We start from the raw sequence: 20,257 nt of genomic DNA, 5'->3' as shown, positions 1-20,257 counted from the left end.
CCCTGCAGTGAACCGATCCGCACGCCCCCATGGAGCCTGACCACATGCTGCAAGCCTACCGCCAACATGCCGCCGAACGCGCCGCGCTCGGCATTCCGCCTCTGCCGCTCGATGCCAAGCAGGTCGCCGACCTGATCGAGCTGATCAAGAACCCGCCCGCCGGCGAAGACGCGTTCCTGCTGGACCTGCTGACGCACCGCGTGCCTCCGGGCGTGGACGATGCGGCCAAGGTCAAGGCCAGCTTCCTGGCCGCCGTGGCGCACGGCGACATCGCGGTGCCGCTGGTCTCAAAGGCCAAGGCCACCGAGCTGCTGGGCACCATGGTGGGCGGCTACAACGTCAAGCCGCTGATTGACCTGCTGGACGACGCCGAGGTGGCCTCGGTCGCGGCCGAAGGCCTGAAGAAGACGCTGCTGATGTTCGACTTCTTCCACGACGTGACGGAGAAGGCCAAGGCCGGCAACGCCAAGGCGAAGGAAGTGATCCAGAGCTGGGCCGATGCCGAGTGGTTCACCTCGCGCCCTGAGGTGCCCAAGACCATCACCGTCAGCGTGTTCAAGGTGCCGGGCGAGACCAACACCGACGACCTGTCGCCGGCGCCCGATGCCTGGAGCCGCCCCGACATCCCGCTGCACTACCTGGCCATGCTCAAGAACACCCGCGAAGGCGCGGCGTTCAAGCCCGAGGAAGACGGCAAGCGCGGCCCGATGCAGTTCATCGAGGACCTGAAGAAGAAGGGCCACCTTGTGGCCTACGTCGGCGACGTGGTGGGCACCGGCTCCAGCCGCAAGAGCGCCACCAACAGCGTGATCTGGGCCACCGGCCAGGACATCCCGTTCGTGCCGAACAAGCGCTTCGGCGGCGTGACGCTGGGCGGCAAGATCGCGCCGATCTTCTTCAACACGCAGGAAGACTCGGGCTCGCTGCCGATCGAGGTGGACGTGAGCAAGCTCGAGATGGGCGACGTCGTCGACGTGATGCCCTACGACGGCAAGCTGGTGCGCAACGGCGAGACGGTGGGCGAATTCAAGCTCAAGAGCGACGTGCTGTTCGACGAGGTGCGTGCCGGCGGCCGCATCAACCTGATCATCGGCCGCAGCCTGACCGGCAAGGCCCGCGAGTTCCTGGGCCTGCCCGCCTCCACCACCTTCCGCCTGCCGCAGGCGCCGGTGGCTACCAATGCCGGCTTCACGCTGGCGCAGAAGATGGTGGGCCGCGCGGTCGGCCTGCCGGAAGGCCAGGGCGTGCGCCCCGGCACCTACTGCGAGCCGAAGATGACCACGGTGGGCAGCCAGGACACCACCGGCCCGATGACCCGCGACGAGCTGAAGGACCTGGCCTGCCTGGGCTTCTCGGCCGACCTGGTGATGCAGAGCTTCTGCCACACCGCGGCCTACCCGAAGCCGGTGGACGTCAAGACCCACCGCGAGCTGCCAGCCTTCATCAGCAACCGTGGCGGCGTCGCCCTGCGCCCGGGCGACGGCGTGATCCACAGCTGGCTGAACCGCCTGCTGCTGCCCGACACCGTGGGCACCGGCGGCGACAGCCACACCCGCTTCCCGATCGGCATCAGCTTCCCGGCCGGCTCGGGCCTGGTGGCTTTCGGCGCGGCCACCGGCGTGATGCCGCTGGACATGCCCGAATCGGTGCTGGTGCGCTTCAAGGGCCAGATGCAGCCGGGCGTGACGCTGCGCGACCTGGTGCATGCCATCCCGCTGTACGCCATCAAGGCCGGGCTGCTGACGGTGGCCAAGCAGGGCAAGAAGAACGTGTTCTCGGGCCGCATCCTCGAGATCGAGGGCCTGCCCGACTTGAAGGTGGAACAGGCCTTCGAGCTGAGCGATGCCTCGGCCGAGCGCTCGGCCGCCGGCTGCACCATCAAGCTCAACCCCGAGCCGATCAAGGAGTACCTCACCAGCAACGTCGTGCTGATGAAGAACATGATCGCCAACGGCTACGAGGACAAGCGCACGCTGGAGCGCCGCATCAAGAACGTGGAAGCCTGGCTGGCCGACCCGCAGCTGCTGGAAGCCGACAAGGACGCCGAGTACGCGGCCGTGATCGAGATCGACCTGGCCGACATCAAGGAGCCGATCGTCTGCTGCCCGAACGACCCGGACGACGCCAAGTTCATGTCCGAGGTGGCTGGCACCAAGATCGACGAAGCCTTCATCGGCTCGTGCATGACCAACATCGGCCACTTCCGCGCGGCGGCCAAGCTGCTGGGCGGCCAGCGCGACATCCCGGTCAAGCTGTGGGTGGCCCCGCCCACCAAGATGGACCAGGACGAGCTGATCAAGGAAGGCCACTACGCCAGCTTCGGCACCGCCGGTGCACGCACCGAGATGCCGGGCTGCAGCCTGTGCATGGGCAACCAGGCGCAGGTGCGTGAGGGCGCCACCGTCGTCAGCACCAGCACCCGCAACTTCCCGAACCGCCTGGGCAAGAACACCAACGTGTTCCTGGCCTCCGCCGAGATGGCCGCGATCGCCTCCAAGCTGGGCCGCATCCCGACGGTGGCCGAGTACCACGAGGCGATGGGCATCATCAACAGCGACTCGTCCAGCGTGTACCGCTACCTCAACTTCGACCAGATCGAGGAGTACGCGGACACCGCCAAGGGCGTGACGGTCTGACCACCGGCGCTCCATAAAAACGGCCCGCACTGTGCGGGCCGTTTTTTTATGGGCGAAGGGCTTTCACAGCTCCGGCGCGATCTGCTCCGCGTAGTCGTACAGCGCACCCAGGATGTCCTGGCCGCGTTCGTCGGCGTTCTCGCCCAGCGTGTCGATCTGCTCCAGGAAGGCCGAGACGGTGAGCGCGCCGCCGGCGCCTTCGTGCAGCCGGGCCACGCGGTGCGCTTCCCAGCGGGCCTGCTCCTCGGCGTCCAGCGTGTGGGGGAAGTTGCGGGCGCGGAAGCGGAAGAACAGCTCCTCCAGCCGCTCGTCGGCAAAGGCCGGGCGCTTCGCGGCCATCGCGTCGGGCGACAGCGCGCGCAGGCGCTGCAGCGTGCGCCGGTCTTCGTTGCCGACGAAGCCGCCGTAGAGGTCTTCGTCCACGTCGGGCGCCTCGGCCGGCGGCGCGCGGTCGAACACCTCGGCCCACAGGCCGGCCACGCTGGCCAGGCCGCGGGCGGCCGTGTCGCCGTGGCGCAGGGCCTGGTCCACGTCCACGCCCCAGCGCTGGATCACGGCGGGCGTCAGCGTCTTCAGGTTGCCGATGACCACCGGCGACTTGTTCAGGTGGATGGTCTTGATCGGCAGCCGCTCGACACCTTCGGGCAGCACCTCGGCGCGGCTGAACATGCGCTCGCGGATGGTGGCTGCGTCCAGCGAGAACAGCGGCTGCGGGTCCTGCGCGAGGTCCCACACGATGACCTCGTTCTTGTTCTTCGGATGCGGCGCCAGCGGCCACACCAGCGCCATGCAGCCGCGCTCGGGGCCGTACATGCCGCTCAGGTGCAGGAAGGGCCGGCCCTGGCGCTGCGCGCTTTCCATCTCGGCGATCACCGCGTCCTTCTTGCGCAGCTTGAGGCAGAAGTCCCACAGGCGCGGCTGCTTCTCGCGGATCAGCCGGGCCAGCGCGATGGTGGCGCGCACGTCGCTCAGCGCGTCGTGCGCGGCCTCGTGCGCCAGGCCGTTGGCGGCGGTCAGGTGCTCCAGCTTGAAGGAGGCGCGGCCATCCGGGTGCAGCGGCCATTCGAGGCCCTCGGGCCGCAGGCTCCAGCAGGTGCGCACCACGTCCAGCAGGTCCCAACGGCCGCAGCCGTTCTGCCACTCGCGGCCGTAAGGGTCGATCAGGTTGCGCCAGAACAGGTGGCGCGTCACCTCGTCGTCGAAGCGGATGGAGTTGTAGCCCACGCCGATGGTGTCGGGCCGGGCGAGCTGCTGCTCGATGGCGTCGGCGAAGGCATGCTCGGGGATGCCGCGCTCCAGGCAGGTCTGCGGCAGGATGCCGGTGAGCAGGCAGCTCTCGGGGCTGGGCAGGTAGTCGGGCGCCGGCTGGCAGTACAGCATCACCGGGTCGTCGATCTCGTTGAGCGCATCGTCGGTGCGGATGCCGGCGAACTGCGAAGGCCGGTCCCGCCGCGGCGAGATGCCGAAGGTCTCGTAGTCGTGCCAGAAGAAGTTGCAGCTCATGCGCCCTCTCCTTCGAGCACCGCTTCCACGGCCAGGGCCACCGCAGCCAGCCGCGCGTCGTCGCCGCGCACCGAGGACAGCATCAACCCCACCGGCAGCTCGTCCGGCGCCTGGCACGGCAGGCTGAAGGCGCAGCCGTCCAGGTAGTTGATGGCGAAGGTGTTGCGCAGCAGCAGGCCGTTGGCGCGGAAGAAGGCCTCGTCCGACGCCGCCAGTTCCGCGATGGGCGGCGCCACCATCGGCACCGTGGGACACAGCAGCGCATCGAAGCCCTGCAGCCGGGTTTCCACCCGCGCGATCCAGTCGCGGCGGCGGTCGTGCAGGCCGATGTAGTCGGCCGCACTCACCGGCTCGCCCAGGGCGATGCGGGCGGCCACGCGGGGGTCGAATTCGGCCCGTCGGGTGGCCAGCCGCTGGCGGTGCACCGCGAAAGCCTCCACCGACGAGAAGCCGCCGGGCGCATTGAGCCGGCCGATCTCGGCCAGCTCGGTGAGCGGGATGGACTCGACCAGCACACCGGCGCGCGACAGCCGCTGCAGCGCCCGATCGAAGGCATGGGCCACGGTGGCGTCCAGGCCGTCGAGCACCAGCGTCTGCGGCACCGCCAGTCGCAGGCCGGCGGCCGGTCGGCGGCGCACCGCCAGCGGCGCATCGGCGATGGCGGCATCCACCAGCAGGCAGTCGTCCACGCAGCGGGCCATCGCACACACCGTGTCCAGCGTGCGGGAGAGCTCGAAGGCGCCCACCCGTGGCACGCGCGCCTGGGTGTTCTTGAAGCCCACCAGCCCGTTGAGCGCGGCCGGGATGCGGATGGAGCCGCCGGTGTCCGAGCCCAGGCCGGCCACCGCCAGGCCCAGGGCCACCGACACCGCCGCACCCGACGACGAGCCACCCGGGATGCGCGCCACCTGCGCATCGGCCGCATTGCGCGGCGTGCCGTGGTGCGGGTTGATGCCCACGCCGGAGAAGGCGAACTCGGTCATGTTGGTCTTGCCGACCAGCGCCGCGCTCTGCTGCCGCAGCCGCGCCACCACCGGCGCGTCGGCCGCGGCGGGCGGCTCGTCGCGGCAGGCGACGGAGCCGGCCAGCGTGGTCTCGCCGGCCACGTCGTACAGGTCCTTGATGCTCAGCGGCAGGCCCGCCAGCGGCGGCAGCTGCACCCCGGCCTTCAGCGCCGCATCGGCATGGCGGGCGGCGGCCAGCGCGGCGTCGGCATGCAGGCGCGTGAACACATGGCGCGCGGCCGGCAGCTCGGCACTGGCGAGGGCCCGGGACACCAGGGCTTCATGGGTGGTGTCGCCGCGGCGGATCTGCGCCCGCAGCACCTCGATGCGCGGCAGCGCCGTGTTCTTCATGCTCATGCCACCGAGTTTGCCGCACATCACGGCAGCACCCGCACCCGCAGGAAACTGGCGAACCGCGGCACGCCCCGGGCGGTGAAGCCGCGGTGGCGGTAGGTAACCCAGGCGCCCACCGGCGGCGGCGCATCGCGCTGCGCGTCGGTGAGGCCGGTGCCGATCTCGAACACGATGCCTTCGGGCGTGCGCACCTGCAGCGCCCCCAGCCGGCCCGCATGGCGGCCCTGGCCCGGGCGGTGGCCGATCACCTGCGCCTCGGCGTCCTGCTCGGGCTTGAGCTTGAGCAGCACGTCGGTGCGGCCGGTGACGTAGGGCGCATCGGCCCGGTGCAGCATCAGGCCTTCGCCACCGGCCCGCGTTACCTCGGCGAGCCGGCGCATCAGCGCGGCGGGCTCGGCGATGCGCTCATGCGGCACCGCCACCAGCTGCGGCCAGGCCACGGCGCGGGCCAGGCGGTCGATCTCGGCGGCCCGCTGCTCGAAGCTGCCGGCCCCGCCGGGCAGCTCGAACACCATGTAGCGCAAGGCCTGCCAGCCGGCATCGTCGGGCCGCGCCTGGCGCACCAGACCGGACAGCGCATCGAAGCGCCCGCGGCCCAGCCACAGCTCGCCGTCCAGCGGCACCGCGGGCAGGCGGGCGGTGAAGGCGGCGGGCGCGGCGACCAGCCCGCCACCGCGAAAGCGCAGCGCCTGGCCGTCCCACTGGGCGCGCACGCCGTCGTACTTCTCGCTGACGAGGTGGCCGGCGGGATGGTCGCCGGCGCGGAACTCCCGGGCCAGCACCATGCGCGGCGGCGGCGGCGCGGCCTGGCCGTGCGTGGCGATGAAGGCGATGCCCGCAGCCACCAAGCGGCGACGGGTCCTGCTTGGCGGGTGTGGCATGGCGGTGCCCTCCTGCCCTGCTTCTTCGGCAGGCCGGGCCGCAAGCGGATGTGAAGTATTGCGCGGAGGCACATCCTTTGCGGCCATCCGTCGGCACAATCAAACGATCACCCGCAGCGGAGTTTGTTCATGCCGAAAGCCCACGCCTTCTCCAAGACGTTGAAGTCCTTCACCACCGCCTCCGGCAAGACGGGCCAGTTCTTCTCGCTGCCACAGCTTGCGAAGACCTACCCCAACGTGAACCGGTTGCCGGTGTCGATGCGCATCGTGCTGGAGTCGGTACTGCGCAACTGCGACGGCCAGAAGGTGACGCCCGAGCATGTGCAGCAGCTGGCCAGCTGGCAGCCGGTGGCCGAGCGCACCGACGAGATCCCCTTCGTGGTGGCCCGCGTGGTGCTGCAGGACTTCACCGGCGTGCCGCTGCTGGCCGACCTGGCCGCCATGCGCTCGGTGGCCGCCAGCCTGGGCAAGAACCCCAAGGCCATCGAGCCGCTGGTGCCGGTGGACCTGGTGGTCGACCACTCCATCATGGTCGACTACTACGGCACCAAGAAGGCGCTGGACCTGAACATGAAGCTGGAATTCCAGCGCAACCAGGAGCGCTACCAGTTCATGAAGTGGGGCATGCAGGCCTTCGACACCTTCGGCGTCGTGCCCCCGGGCTTCGGCATCGTGCACCAGGTGAACCTGGAGTACCTGGCGCGCGGCGTGCACAAGACGAAGGACGGCGTGTACTACCCCGACAGCCTGGTGGGCACCGACAGCCACACCACGATGATCAACGGCATCGGCGTGGTGGGCTGGGGCGTGGGCGGCATCGAGGCCGAGGCCGGCATGCTGGGCCAGCCGGTGTACTTCCTCACGCCCGACGTGGTGGGCTTCGAGATGACCGGATCGCTGCGCGAAGGCGTCACCGCCACCGACTTGGTGCTGACGGTGACCGAGCTGCTGCGCAAGGAGAAGGTGGTCGGCAAGTTCGTCGAGTTCTTCGGCCCCGGCGTGGCCACGCTGCCGCTGCCCGACCGCGCCACCATCGGCAACATGGCGCCCGAGTACGGCGCCACCATGGGTTTCTTCCCGGTGGACGACAAGACCATCGACTACTTCCGCGGCACCGGCCGCACCAAGGCCGAGATCGAGGCCTTCGAGGCCTACTTCCGCGCGCAGGGCATGTACGGCGTGCCGGGCGCGGCGGGCGCCTCGAAGGAGCTGGCCGACATCCAGTACAGCAAGGTGGTCACGCTCGACCTCACCAGCGTGGCGCCCAGCCTGGCCGGCCCCAAGCGCCCACAGGACCGCATCGAGATCACGCACCTGTCGGAGCAGTTCAAGGCGCTGTACAGCGCGCCGGTGTCGGCCAACGGCTTCAACCAGCCGGCCGAGAAGCTGGATGAAGTGTTCAAGACGGAAAGCGGCCTGGAGATCCGCAACGGCGACGTGCTGATCGCGGCCATCACCTCCTGCACCAACACCAGCAACCCCAGCGTGCTGCTGGCCGCCGGCCTGCTGGCCAAGAAGGCGGTGGAAGCGGGGCTGACGGTCAAGCCGCACGTCAAGACCTCGCTGGCGCCCGGCTCCCGCGTGGTCACCGAATACCTGGAGCGCGCCGGCCTGCTGCCCTACCTGGAGAAGCTCAACTTCAACCTGGCGGGCTACGGCTGCACCACCTGCATCGGCAATGCCGGCGACCTGACGGCCGAGCTGAACGAGGTGATCTGGCGCAACGACCTGGTGTGCGCGGCGGTGCTCTCCGGCAACCGCAACTTCGAGGCGCGCATCCACCCCAACCTGAAGGCCAACTTCCTGGCCAGCCCGCCACTGGTGGTGGCCTATGCCATCGCCGGCAACGTGCGCCGCGACCTGATGACCGAGCCGGTGGGCTACGGCAAGCGCGGCAAGCCGGTGTACCTGGGCGACATCTGGCCCACCAGCGACGAGATCGCCGCGCTGATGAAGTACGCGATGAACGCCAAGGTGTTCAAGGCCAACTACGAGAAGGTGAAGACCGAGCCCGGCAAGCTGTGGGGCAACATCAAGGGCACCACCGGCCAGGTGTACGACTGGCCCGCTTCCACCTACATCGCCGAGCCGCCGTTCTTCCAGGGCTTCGAGATGCAGCCGCCGGTGGCCGGCGACGTGGGCGTCAAGGGCGCACGCATCATGGCGCTGTTCGGCGACTCGATCACCACCGACCACATCTCGCCGGCCGGCTCGATCAAGGAAACCTCCCCGGCCGGCCTGTGGCTGAAGGAAAACGGCGTGCTCAAGGCCGACTTCAACAGCTACGGCTCGCGCCGCGGCAACCACGACGTGATGATGCGCGGCACCTTCGCCAACGTGCGCATCAAGAACCTGATGATCCCGCCCGGTGAGGACGGCTCGCGCGAGGAAGGTGGCGTCACGCTGTACCAGCCAGGCGGCGAGAAGATGTTCATCTACGACGCGGCGATGAAGTACATCGCCGAGGGCGTGCCCACCGTGATCTTCGCCGGCGAGGAATACGGCACTGGCTCCAGCCGCGACTGGGCCGCCAAGGGCACCCAGCTGCTGGGCATCAAGGCCGTGGTGGCCCGCAGCTTCGAGCGCATCCACCGCAGCAACCTGGTGGGCATGGGCGTGCTGCCGCTGCAGTTCAAGGCGGGCGACAGCTGGGAATCGCTGGGCCTGAAGGGCGACGAGCAGATCGACGTGCGCATCGAAGGGGCGCTGCGGCCGCAGGCCGACGCCACGCTGGTCATCCAGCGCGGCGACGGCAGCCGGCAGGAGGTGACGGTGGTGCTGCGCATCGACACGCCGATCGAGGTCGACTACTACCAGCACGGCGGCATCCTGCCCTTCGTGCTGCGGCAGCTGCTGGCGGCTTGAGCATCATTTGATAGAAGTGATTTGACTGTCATTTCTAGCGATTGAACGGCAGACCACGGTGCACGATGGGCACCGTGTCTTCGCTGGAGGTCGCCATGCAGGTCAGCCTTTCGAAGTACCACCCCGCCACCGGCTGGCATCCGCCGCTGCCCATCGCGCTGGACAGCCGCAGCACCCTGGTGCTGGCGTTCGGCGGCAGCCGCTACGCCGACGATCCGGAGCCCTTCTTTGCCCTGGCCGATGCATTTCCGCAGTCGGTGCATGCGGGCTGCTCGTCCGATGGCGGCGGTGAAGGCTGCGCCGACGCAGCGCTGAACGTGGCAGTGCTGCGCTTCGAGCATGCACGCCTGGCGGCCGCCACCCTGACCGTGCGCCGCCGCGAGGACAGCGCGCTGATGGGCGCCGCCCTCGGCGCCCAGCTCCCGCAAGGCGGCCTGCGCATGGCCTTCCTGCTGGGCGACGGCGAAGGCATCGATGGCGAAGCCCTGCTGCGCGGCCTGCGCGGCAGCCTGCCCCGCTGCGTGATGCTGGCCGGCGGCCTGGCCGGCGACCGCGCGGGCCTGGCCAAGGCCTGGGTCTACGGTGCCGACGGCCACCTGCCCGCCCCGGCCCGCGCCTGCGTCATCGGCCTGTATGGCGAGCGGTTGCGCTTCGGCCAGGGCCATGCCCGCGGCTGGCAGTGCCTGAGCCTGCCGCTGCCGGTCACCCGGGCCTGCGGCAAGGTGCTGTACGAGATCGCCGGCCGGCCGGCGCTGGCCGAATACAAGCGCCACCTGGGCGAACACGCCGGCAGCCTGCCCGGCGTCGCGCTGGCCTATCCGCTGGCCGTCACCGACGCGGCGGGCGGTGCACCCTCCATCCGCAGCGTGCTGGCGGTGGACGAATGCCGCGGTGCGCTGGTGCTCAGCGGCAGCGTGCCCGAGGGAGCCGTGGTGCGGTTGATGCACGCCCGCCCCGACGACCTGCAAGGCAGCAGCGAACGTGCCGCCCACCAGGCCCTCGCGGCGCTGCCGCCGGGTGCGCGCAGCGTGATGATCTCGGTGGGCTGCCCGGCGCGGCAGTGGCTGCAGGCCGAGGCGGGCTGCTCGCCTTGTACCGGCCTGCGCCCGGCCGAGCTGGCCGGCACCGCGCAGGTGGGCTTCCATTCGTTCGGCGAGGTGGGCCTGCCGGTGGGCGGCGCCGGCGGTGCCCAGCTGCACCACCAGACGCAGACGTTCACCGCGCTGGCCGAGGCCTGAGGAGCGCTAACCTGCCGGCATGGCAGAACCGTTCAAGAACCTGCTGGGCGAAGCGCGGGTGCGCGAGGCCGGCGAGCAGTTGCAGCGCACCTGGCCCGGCTTTGACCGGGCGCGCTTCGAGCAGCAGGCCCTGCAGGGCCTTCATTCGCTGGAACTGAAGGCACGCGCCAGACAGCTGGCCGCCGCCTTGCAGTCCACCCTGCCCGCCGACTTCGACGCCGCCTGCAGCCTGCTGGAACGCAGCCTGGCACCGCCCGCTGCGCCAGGCGAAAGCACCAGCGCGGCCGGTGCCGGGCTGGCCGGCTGGATCGTCTGGCCGATGACCGAATGGGTGGCCACGGCCGGATTGGCGCAGCCCGAGCGGGCGCTGCAGGCGCTGCATGCGATGACCCAGCGCTTCACCGCCGAATGGGCGGTGCGGCCCTTCATCGTGGCGCATCCGCAGCTCACCTGGGCCACGCTGCAGCGCTGGTGCGGCGATCCCAGCGCGCATGTGCGGCGGCTGGTGAGCGAAGGCAGCCGGCCGCGCCTGCCCTGGGGCCTGCAGCTCAAGGCCCTGGTGGCCGACCCTTCGCCCACGCTGCCGCTGCTGGAACGCCTGCAGGACGACGAGAGCGACTATGTGCGCCGCAGCGTGGCCAACCATCTGAACGACATCGCCAAGGACCATCCCGCCCTGGTGGCCGACTGGCTGGCGGCCCACCTGCCCGGTGCGCCGGCACCGCGCCGCGCGCTGCTGCGCCATGCCAGCCGCACGCTGATCAAGCGCGGCGATGCGCGCGTGCTGTCCGCCTGGGGGCTGGGCCAGGCGCTGGCCGGCACCGCCACGCTGGCCATCACGCCGGGGCAGGCCCGGCTGGGCGAGGACGGCGTGACGCTGGAGGTGGGCCTGCAGTCCACCGCCCGGCAGCCGCAGTCGCTCGAGATCGACTATGCGGTGCACCACGTGAAGGCCCGCGGCGGCGCTACCGCCAAGGTGTTCAAGGGCTGGAAGCTGGTGCTGGCGGCCGGTGAATCACGCCTGCTGCGCAAGCGCCATGCGCTCAGGCCCATCACCACCCGGCGCTACCACGCGGGCTGGCACCGGGTGGAAGTGCTGGTCAACGGCCAGGCAGTGGCGGAGGCCGGCTTCGAGCTGGCGCTGTAGGCGGGTTCAGGCGCGGGCCGCCCAGTCGGCCGCATCGAAGCCCACGGTCACCGTGCCGTCGGCCCACTCCACCACCGGGCGCTTGATGACGCTGGGCTGCGCCACCATCAACCGGGAAGCGCTGGCCGCATCCACCGCCGCGGCGCGGGTGTCGTCATCCAGCTTGCGCCAGGTGGTGCCCTTGCGGTTGAGCAGCGTGTCCCAGCCGGCCGCCTGCAGCCAGTGCGCCAGCCGGTCGGCCGGCACGCCGGCCTTCTTGAAGTCGTGGAACTGGTAGGGCACGTCGTGGCGTTCCAGCCAGTCGCGGGCCTTCTTCACCGTGTCGCAATTGGGAATGCCGTAGAGCGTGATCGTCATGAAGGTTTGCTGTCGTTGCCCACGTCGCACAGCGGGTCGATGCCCGGCGACGCGCTGCGCACCTGGCCATCGGTGACGGACACCTGGTACCAGAAGCAGCCCCAGGCATCGTAGCGGTACGACCACACCTCGCCGCCCTGGCGGCCGCCGGAACGCTTCTCCGCCGGGCGGCCGAACTCACGCAGCAGCACCTCCACCGGCATGCCGGGCTGCACGCCCTGCACCAGCCGCTGCTCGGTGAGCACCTGTTCCCAGGAACGCACGCGGCCCTGGGCATCCAGGTCGACCATGTAGGTGTGCTTGCCGAAGGGCCCGCGGGCGTATTCCAGCCGGGTGCGGCCGTCGGGCAGGGTATAGCGGCCGGTGGGTGCGCCCATGCGGGCAGCCACCTCGTCGGCCGTCTGGCCGGCCTGCAGGCCGCCGGTGCCGTAGCTGGCGCAGCCGGCCAGCAGCACGGCGGCGAGGAGGGCAACTTGTCTGGTCATGACGCCATCCTGCGCCGCCGCGCAAACCCCTGCACCGGGTGCGGGTCAATCCGGCGTGCCGCCGCCCCGCGCAGCGCGCACCGCGGCGCGCTTGCCCAGCTCGATCTTGGCGATGGCACGGCGATGCACTTCGTCCGGGCCGTCGACGATGCGCACGGTGCGCTGGTGGGCATAGGCCTCGGCCAGCCAGAAGTCCTGGCTGACGCCGGCGCCGCCGTGGGCCTGGATGGCCCAGTCCACCACCTTGCACGAGACGTTGGGCGCCACGACCTTGATCATCGCGATCTCGGCCTGCGCAGCCTTGTTGCCGGCCACGTCCATGCGGTGCGCGGCATTCAGCGTCAGCAGCCGGGCCTGGTCGATCATGCAGCGCGATTCGGCGATGCGCTCGTGCCAGATCGACTGCTCGGCCAGCGGCTTGCCGAAGGCGATGCGGGTCTGCAGCCGGTCGATCATCATCTCCAGCGCGCGCTCGGCCGCGCCGATGGAGCGCATGCAGTGATGGATGCGGCCGGGGCCGAGGCGGCCCTGCGCGATCTCGAAGCCGCGGCCCTCGCCCAGCAGCATGTTCTCGGCCGGCACGCGCACGTCGGTCAGCGAGATCTCCATGTGGCCGTGCGGCGCATCGTCGTAGCCGAACACGCTGATGTGGCGTTCCACCTTCACGCCCGGGGTGTCGGCCGGCACCAGGACCATCGACTGCTGCGAATGCCGCGGCGCGTTGACGTCGGTCTTGCCCATCACGATGTAGATGGCGCAATGCGGGCTGCCCGCGCCGGAGGAGAACCACTTGCGGCCGTTGATGACGTAGTGGTCGCCGTCGCGGCGGATGTCGCACTGGATGTTGGTGGCGTCCGACGAAGCCACCGCCGGCTCGGTCATCAGGAAGGCCGAGCGGATCTCGCCGGCCAGCAGCGGCGCCAGCCAGCGGTCCTGCTGCGCGGGGGTGCCGTAGCGCTCCAGCGTTTCCATGTTGCCAGTGTCGGGCGCGGAGCAGTTGAACACCTCGCTGGACCAGCTCACCCGGCCCATCACCTCGCACAGCGGGGCGTAGTCCAGGTTGCTGATGCCGGGCACGCCGCGGTACTCGTGCGGCAGGAACATGTTCCACAGGCCCTGCTTGCGGGCGATGACCTTCAGTTCCTCCACCACCGCGGGCTGTTGCCAGGCGTTGCCGGCTCGGCGGAAGGCGTCCATCTCGGCGTGGTAGCGCGCCTCGTTGGGGTAGATGTGTTCGTCGAAGAACGCGTTCAGGCGCTTCAGCAGATCGGTCGTCTTGGCCGAATAGTCCCAGCTCATGGTTGTCTCCTTCGCACTGGCCCACCAAGGGCCGCCGCGCAGGAACGCCGGGGCCCGATGGTTGATTGAACCACCGCGGGGCGCCGGCGGCGGTCGCAAAGGTGACGGCGCGTGCCGGGTGGAACCCGCGGCCCTGCGGCGCCTTCAGGCCAGCAGCTTGCCCGGATTCATCAGCCCCAGCGGATCCAGCGCCAACTTCACCGCCTGCATCATGCGCCGCTCGACGGGGCTCTTGTAGCGGGCGGCCTCGTCGCGGCGCAGTACGCCCAGGCCGTGCTCGGCCGAGATGGAGCCGCCGCGCGCGGCCACCGCGTCGTGCACCAGCCTGTTCAGCGGGCCTTCCAGTGCCACGAAGGCCGGCGCATGCACCGGGCCCAGGCGGTCTTCGGCGGGCGACAGGTTGTAGTGCAGGTTGCCGTCGCCCAGGTGGCCGAACACGACCAAGCGCACCCCGCTGAACTGCGCGGCGATGGCCGCATCGGTGCTGGCCAGGAACTCGGGGATCCGCGAGATCGGCAGGGCGATGTCGTGCTTGATCGTCTTGCCTTCGGCGCCCTGCGATTCGGAGATGTTCTCGCGCAGCGCCCACAGCGCCTCGAACTGCGCCAGCGAGGTGGACACCGCCGCGTCGGTGGCATGGCCCTCTTCGAGCGCGGCTTCCAGCAGCCCTTCGATGGCGGCCTGCGCATGTGCCTCGTCATGCGCGTCGGACACCTCCAGCAGCACGTACCAGGGGCTGGCCTCGCCCAGCGGCTGGCGGCTGCCGGGCATGTGCTTGAGCACCAGGCCGATGCAGACGTCGCTGATCAGCTCGAAGGCCGTCAGGCTGGCCGCCAGCTTCGACTGCGCCAGGGCCAGCAGCGACAGCGCCGCGTCCGGCGAGGGCACGGCGACGAAGGCCACCACCTTGGCCGCCGGCTGCGGGAACAGCTTGAGCGTGGCCGCGGTGATCACGCCGAGCGTGCCTTCACTGCCGATGAACAGGTCGCGCAGGTCGTAGCCGGTGTTGTCCTTGCGCAGGCCGCGCAGGCCGTTCCACAGCTCGCCGTCGGCGGTGGCCACTTCCAGGCCCAGGCACAGCTCGCGCGCATTGCCGTAGCGCAGCACCTGCACGCCGCCGGCATTGGTGGCCAGGTTGCCGCCGATGGTGCAGGTGCCCTCGGCCGCCAGGCTCAGCGGAAAGAGGCGCCCGGCCTCCGCCGCCGCGTCCTGCACCTGCTGCAGCGTGACGCCGGCTTCCACCTCCATCGTGTTGTTCTGCGTGTCGATGCGGCGCACCTTGTTCAGCCGTGCCAGCGACAGCACCAGCGCGCGACCGCTGTCGTCCGGCGTGGCGCCGCCGGACAGCCCGGTGTTGCCGCCCTGCGGCACCACCGGCACCTGCCGCTCGTGGCACCAGGCCATCACCGCCGCCACGTCGGCGGCACTGTCGGGCTGGGCCACGGCGATGGCGGCGCCGTGCCACTTGCCGCGCCAGTCGGTGAGAAAGGGCGCCATCTCGTCGGGCGCGGTGAGCAGGCGGCCGGCAAAGGCGGCGCGCAGGGTGTCGAGGGCAATCGGGGTCATGTGGCGTCCTGGCGGAAGTCTTCAGGCGGGCTGGAGCAGGCGGCGGGCCCGCACCGCGGCGGCCAGGCCTTCCAGCGCGCCGACGGTGGCGTCCCAGCCGATGCAGGCGTCGGTCACGCTCTGGCCGTGGCGCAGGCCCTGGTGGCCGTGGGTGATGTCCTGCCGGCCTTCCACCAGGTGGCTCTCCAGCATCACGCCGCAAGGCACGGCCGCGCCGGCCGCCACCTGGCCTGCCACGTCGGCGGCCACCAGCGGCTGGCGTGCATAGTCCTTGCTGCTGTTGCCGTGGCTGCAGTCGATCACCACGCGCTCCGGCAGGCCGGATTCGCGCAGCGCCTGCGCGGCACGGGCCACATGCTCGGCACCGTAGTTGGGGCCGTCGCTGCCGCCGCGCAGGATCAGGTGGCCGTCCGGATTGCCGGTGGTGGTGACCACCATCGCCCGCCCCTCCAGCGAGACGGACGGAAAGGTGTGCGGCTGCATTGCCACATGGATGGCGTCGATGGCCGGCGCCAGGCCGCCGTAGGTGGTGTTCTTGAAGCCCACCGGCGCCGACAGCGCCGAGGCCATCTGCCGATGCAGCGGGCTTTCCACGGTGCGTGCGCCGATGGCGCCCCAGGTCAGCAGCTCGGCGTAGTACTGCGGCGTCACCAGGTCCAGGATCTCCGAGGCGGTGGGCATGCCCATGCGCGCGCAGGCCAGCAGCAGCCGGCGGGCCTCGTGCAGGCCGCGGCCGATATCGCCGCTGCCGTCCAGCCCGGGGTCGTAGATCAGGCCCTTCCAGCCCATGCGGGTGCGCGGCTTCTCGAAGTACACCCGCATCACCACCAGCAGGTCGCCCTGCAGCCGCCGGGCCAGCGGCAAGAGGCGGCCGGCGTATTCCAGCGCGCTGTCCGGATCGTGGATGGAACAGGGGCCGGCGATCACCAGCAGCCGGTCGTCCTCGCCGCGCAGGATGGCGCGCACGGCCTCGCGCGACTGGCGGATGTGCGCGGCTTCGGCCTCACCGGCCGGCAGGGCCTCGCGCAGCGCGCGGGGCTCGGGCAGCACCTCGGCGCGGGCGATGTGCAGGTCGGAAATGGGGGCTGGCGCGGGCTGGGACATGGCGGCGTCGATCGTACCGCCCGCCCCATGTCACCACGGCCCGCGGGACTTGCCGCCGCATCGGATGACGTGGCCGGCCTCCCCGCGGCCGATGCCCAGGTCGCGCAGCTCGGCTTCGCCCATGGCCTGCAGCGTGCGGAAATCGGCCGCGCGCCGGCGGGCGGCCCGCCAGGCATCGTGGGCGGCCTGCAGCCAGCGCATCGGCGGCAGCGGCCGGGCCGCGCCGGCAGGCGGCGCCGTGGAGGTGTCCAGCAAGGTGTCCATCGCATCTCCCGTGTGGTTGGGCAGTGATGGTGCGATCCGTGCACACCTTTGAAAAGTTGAATGATCTGACGCTTTGCTTCAGCATTGCTGAATGCGTGCCATCAACCTCGACCAGCTGCAGACGCTGGTGTCCATCGCCGACCTCGGCACCTTCGCCGCCGCCTCGCGGGCGCTGCACCTGGCCGCGCCCACGGTCAGCCTGCACATCGCCGAGCTGGAATCGCGCATGGGCGTGCCGCTGCTGGAGCGCGGGCCGCGTAAGGCCACGCCCACGGCCGCTGGCGCGGCGCTCATCGACCATGCACGCGGCCTGCTCAAGGGCGCGGACGACGCGGCCGAGAGCGTGCGCCGCATCGCCCAGGGCCGGGCGGGCAAGGTGCGGCTGGGCACCTCCACCGGCGTGATCGTGCACCTGCTGCCGCAGGTGCTGGCGGCGCTGGCCGAGCAGGCGCCGGACATCGACGTCGACCTGGCCATCCTCGGCTCCGACGAAACCATGGCGCGGCTGCATGCCGGCACGCTGGACATCGGCGTGGTGGCACTGCCGCAGCCGGCATCCGACGAGGTGCAGGTGAGCGCCTGGCGCAGCGATCCGATGATGGCCTTCCTGCCCGGTGCCTGGGCCGCCCCGCGCAGCGTCACGCCCGACTGGCTGGCCGGCAAGCCGCTCATCTTCAACGATGCCACCACCCGCATGTACCGGCTGACGATGGAATGGTTCGCCACCGCCGGCCACAGCCCGCGGGCGCGCATCGAGCTGAACTACACCCTGGCCATGAAGAGCCTGGTGGCCGCCGGCTACGGCGCCGCCGTGCTGCCGATGGAAGAGGTGGGCGGACCGCTGTCGCAGCTGGATGCCGGCATGCAGCTGCGCCCGCTCAAGCCCGCCCTCACCCGGCACCTGGGCATCGCCCACCGGCCGCCGGCGCGGCTGGATGCCGCTGCGCAGCAGGTGCTGCAGCTGCTGGCCCGCTTCGCCCAGGGCGCGCCGCGCAGAATGCGCGGCAGCGCCGCCCCTGCCGCGCGCAGCCCACGCCGTACCGCACGATGAACACGCCACAGCCCGACTTCCGCTCGCCCGACTTCCTGCTCGGCCACATCCGCCACACGCTGTCCTTCTACGAGGGCCGCGCGCTCGATGCCAGCGGCGGCTTCTTCCACTTCTTCAAGGACGACGGCACGGTCTACGACCGCCGCACGCGGCACCTGGTCAGCAGCACGCGCTTCGTCTTCAACCATGCGATGGCCTTCCGCCGCTTCGGCCGGCCGCACGACCAGGCCGCCGCGCGCCATGCGCTGCAGTTCGTGCAGCAGGCGCATGGGCAGCCCAACGGCGGCCATGCCTGGCTGCTGGACTGGGACGGCCAACGCGCCACGGTGCAGGACGCGACCCAGCACTGCTACGGCATGGCCTTCGTGCTGCTGGCCCATGCGCATGCGGTGATGGCCGGCATCGGCGAAGCGCTGGCCGGCCTGCACGACACCTTCGCCTTGATGGAACAGCGCTTCTGGGAGCCGGCCAACGGCCTGTATGCCGACGAGGCCACGCCCGGCTGGCAGCTCAGCCCCTACCGCGGCCAGAACGCCAACATGCACGGCTGCGAGGCGATGCTGGCGGCCCACGAGGCCACCGGCGAGCAACGCTTCCTCGACCGTGCGCTGCTGCTGGCCGAATCGGTCACGCAGCGGCTGGCCGGGCTGGCCGATGGCCTGGTGTGGGAGCACTACCGCACCGGCCCGCAAGGTGCCTGGCAGGTGGACTGGGACTACAACCGCCACGACCGCAGCAACATCTTCCGGCCCTGGGGCTTCCAGACCGGCCACCTCACCGAATGGGCCAAGCTGCTGCTGCAGCTGGAAGCGCGGCTGCCGCCGGCCGCGCGCCCGGACTGGATCGTGCCCACCGCGCGCCGCTTCTTCGATACCGCCGTGCAGCACGGCTGGGATGCGCAGCACGGCGGCCTGGTGTATGGGTTCGAGCCCGGCGGCGCCGTGTGCGACGCCGACAAGTACTTCTGGGTACAGGCCGAGAGCTTCGCGGCCGCCGCGCTGCTGGGCCTGCGCACCGGCGAGCCCGGCTACTGGCAGTGGTACGACCGCCTGTGGAGCTACAGCTGGGCCCACATGATCGACCACCAGCATGGCGCCTGGTACCGCATCCGCACGCCCGACAACCGGCCCTACTCCGACGAGAAGAGCCCGGCCGGCAAGACCGATTACCACACCATGGGTGCCTGCCACGACGTGCTGCGCGCGCTGGCCGCGGTTTGACGCGGATCAAGCAACGCCGCGACGGCCGGCGCAACATCGCTGGTTTTCAACCAGCGAGACAGGCATGGCCAAAGACACTGCAGTTCGCGCTCCCTCCCGTTCCACTGCAGTGATCCGCGCCGGCAAGCGGCTGCCGACGCGCCCGGCCACCGCGCCACGCCCGGTACAGGCCGGCGACACCCTGCCCAGCCTGACCGCACGCGCCGCAGAGGCCGACCAGGTGCAGCGGCGCAGCAGCACCACCGCCACGGTGCAGTCGCTGGTGGTGTCCGACCTGCTGGCCGATGCCGGCCGCAAGACGCCCGCCGGCGAGGCGCTGCACCAGCTGCAGACGCTCATCGCCGGCGCTTCGCCCGACGAGGTGAAGGCGCTGCGCCGCGCCTTGTTCGAGCCTCCGCGCCGCGCCGACGCCCAACGCCCCGCCATCGACCCCGATGCGGAACTGAGCGCCGGCTGGCGCGAAGGCACCTACCCGTACAAGAACCTGCTCTCGCGCAAGAGCTACGAACACCAGAAGTACCGGCTGCAGGTGGAGCTGCTGAAGCTGCAGGCCTGGGTGAAGGACACCGGCCAGCGGGTGGTCATCCTCTTCGAGGGCCGCGACGCTGCCGGCAAGGGCGGCGCCATCAAGCGTTTCATGGAGCACCTGAACCCACGCGGCGCCCGCGTGGTGGCGCTGGAAAAACCCAGCGAGGTGGAGCGTGGCCAGTGGTATTTCCAGCGCTACATCGAGCACCTGCCCACGCGCGGCGAGATCGTGCTGTTCGACCGCAGCTGGTACAACCGCGCCGGCGTCGAGCGGGTGATGGGCTTCTGCTCCGACCACGAGTACGACGAATTCCTGCGCCAGGCGCCCGAGTTCGAAAGGCAGCTGGTGCGCAGCGGCGTGCACCTGTTCAAGTTCTGGTTCTCGGTCAGCCAGGCCGAGCAGCGGCGCCGCTTCAAGGAGCGCAAGGTGCATCCGCTGAAGCAGTGGAAGCTGAGCCCGATCGACATGGCCTCGCTCGACAAGTGGGACGACTACACCCACGCCAAGGAAGCGATGTTCGTGCACTGCGACACCTCGGATGCGCCGTGGACGGTGATCAAGAGCGATTGCAAGAAGCGCGCGCGCCTGAACGCGATGCGCTACCTGCTGCACCGCCTGCCGTATACGCAGCGCGAGCTGGCCACGGTGGGGCCGGTCGACCCGCTGATCGTCGGCCGGCCGGCGCTGGTCTCGGTGGTGGGCGACGACGAGCTGGCGGCCACCGGCCACGGCTGAACGCCCGCGGCCGGCCAGC

16 protein-coding genes are annotated in these 20,257 nt (G+C 70.7%); 7 read left to right on the top strand and 9 right to left on the bottom strand.

All coding sequences use genetic code 11. The annotated features are described in order from the left end of the window. Positions 1 to 44 precede the first annotated feature (44 nt). Complete coding sequence (gene acnB, locus VO99_RS04935; RefSeq protein ID WP_046111696.1) at positions 45 to 2,636, top strand: bifunctional aconitate hydratase 2/2-methylisocitrate dehydratase; 2,592 nt, start codon at positions 45 to 47, stop codon at positions 2,634 to 2,636. Positions 2,637 to 2,699: 63 nt separating this feature from the next. Here the strand turns inward: acnB and sbcB are convergent, their stop codons facing one another. From sbcB to VO99_RS04920, 3 genes are read right to left on the bottom strand one after another with little or no spacing between them, the layout of a single operon-like run. Beyond that, positions 2,700 to 4,139 carry an exodeoxyribonuclease I gene (gene sbcB, locus VO99_RS04930; RefSeq protein ID WP_046111695.1) on the bottom strand — a complete coding sequence of 480 codons (1,440 nt, stop codon included), beginning with the start codon at positions 4,137 to 4,139 and terminating at the stop codon, positions 2,700 to 2,702. After that, the gene (locus tag VO99_RS04925; protein ID WP_046111694.1) at positions 4,136 to 5,500 is read right to left on the bottom strand and encodes an amidase; all 1,365 of its coding nucleotides are present in this window, start codon (positions 5,498 to 5,500) and stop codon (positions 4,136 to 4,138) included. The genes sbcB and VO99_RS04925 overlap by 4 nt, the downstream gene beginning before the upstream one ends. A gap of 20 nt (positions 5,501 to 5,520) precedes the next feature. Further along, entirely contained in the window at positions 5,521 to 6,378 is an 858-nt protein-coding gene (locus tag VO99_RS04920; RefSeq protein ID WP_052736092.1) for a DNA ligase, read from the bottom strand. A 129-nt stretch (positions 6,379 to 6,507) separates the two neighbouring features. On the opposite strand from VO99_RS04920, the gene acnA reads away from it, so the two are divergent. From acnA to VO99_RS04905, 3 genes are all read left to right on the top strand, one after another. Further along, positions 6,508 to 9,243, top strand: a complete 2,736-nt coding sequence (gene acnA, locus VO99_RS04915) for an aconitate hydratase AcnA (RefSeq protein WP_046111862.1) — start codon at positions 6,508 to 6,510, stop codon at positions 9,241 to 9,243. 95 nt (positions 9,244 to 9,338) lie between these two features. Next, a complete protein-coding gene (locus VO99_RS04910; protein WP_198156873.1) occupies positions 9,339 to 10,481 on the top strand; it encodes an FIST signal transduction protein in 1,143 nt (380 codons plus the stop codon). Positions 10,482 to 10,500: 19 nt separating this feature from the next. Beyond that, positions 10,501 to 11,628 carry a DNA alkylation repair protein gene (locus VO99_RS04905; RefSeq protein WP_046111692.1) on the top strand — a complete coding sequence of 376 codons (1,128 nt, stop codon included), beginning with the start codon at positions 10,501 to 10,503 and terminating at the stop codon, positions 11,626 to 11,628. Positions 11,629 to 11,634: 6 nt separating this feature from the next. On the opposite strand, the gene VO99_RS04900 is transcribed toward VO99_RS04905, so the two are convergent. From VO99_RS04900 to VO99_RS04875, 6 genes are all read right to left on the bottom strand, one after another. Further along, positions 11,635 to 11,985, bottom strand: a complete 351-nt coding sequence (locus tag VO99_RS04900; RefSeq protein WP_046111691.1) for an ArsC family reductase — start codon at positions 11,983 to 11,985, stop codon at positions 11,635 to 11,637. Next, complete coding sequence (locus VO99_RS04895) at positions 11,982 to 12,470, bottom strand: hypothetical protein (protein ID WP_046111690.1); 489 nt, start codon at positions 12,468 to 12,470, stop codon at positions 11,982 to 11,984. Before VO99_RS04895 ends, VO99_RS04900 begins: the two co-directional genes overlap by 4 nt. Before the next feature lie 45 nt (positions 12,471 to 12,515). After that, positions 12,516 to 13,769, bottom strand: coding sequence for an acyl-CoA dehydrogenase family protein (locus VO99_RS04890; protein ID WP_046111689.1), 1,254 nt, complete (start codon positions 13,767 to 13,769; stop codon positions 12,516 to 12,518). Positions 13,770 to 13,913: 144 nt separating this feature from the next. Continuing rightward, entirely contained in the window at positions 13,914 to 15,335 is a 1,422-nt protein-coding gene (locus VO99_RS04885) for an FAD-binding oxidoreductase (protein ID WP_046111688.1), read from the bottom strand. Positions 15,336 to 15,356: 21 nt separating this feature from the next. Further along, positions 15,357 to 16,439, bottom strand: coding sequence for a 3-deoxy-7-phosphoheptulonate synthase (locus VO99_RS04880; protein ID WP_046111687.1), 1,083 nt, complete (start codon positions 16,437 to 16,439; stop codon positions 15,357 to 15,359). 30 nt (positions 16,440 to 16,469) lie between these two features. Next, complete coding sequence (locus VO99_RS04875; RefSeq protein ID WP_046111686.1) at positions 16,470 to 16,703, bottom strand: YjiS-like domain-containing protein; 234 nt, start codon at positions 16,701 to 16,703, stop codon at positions 16,470 to 16,472. A 91-nt stretch (positions 16,704 to 16,794) separates the two neighbouring features. Between VO99_RS04875 and VO99_RS04870 the strand changes: the two genes are divergently transcribed. The 3 genes from VO99_RS04870 (at position 16,795) to ppk2 (ending at position 20,238) form a co-directional block, all read left to right on the top strand. Next, positions 16,795 to 17,754 (top strand): LysR family transcriptional regulator, encoded by a 960-nt coding sequence (locus VO99_RS04870; protein ID WP_083440361.1) that lies wholly within the window; start codon positions 16,795 to 16,797, stop codon positions 17,752 to 17,754. Beyond that, positions 17,751 to 18,974, top strand: coding sequence for an AGE family epimerase/isomerase (locus tag VO99_RS04865; protein WP_046111685.1), 1,224 nt, complete (start codon positions 17,751 to 17,753; stop codon positions 18,972 to 18,974). The genes VO99_RS04870 and VO99_RS04865 overlap by 4 nt, the downstream gene beginning before the upstream one ends. A 64-nt stretch (positions 18,975 to 19,038) precedes the next feature. Further along, entirely contained in the window at positions 19,039 to 20,238 is a 1,200-nt protein-coding gene (gene ppk2, locus VO99_RS04860; protein ID WP_046111684.1) for a polyphosphate kinase 2, read from the top strand. Positions 20,239 to 20,257 lie beyond the last annotated feature (19 nt).

Source organism: Aquincola tertiaricarbonis (genome assembly GCF_000969605.1).
GTDB classification, from domain to species: Bacteria; Pseudomonadota; Gammaproteobacteria; order Burkholderiales; family Burkholderiaceae_C; genus Aquincola; species Aquincola tertiaricarbonis.
The sequence above is the reverse complement of the archived record's forward strand: the minus strand, read 5'-3'. Positions and strand labels throughout refer to the sequence as shown.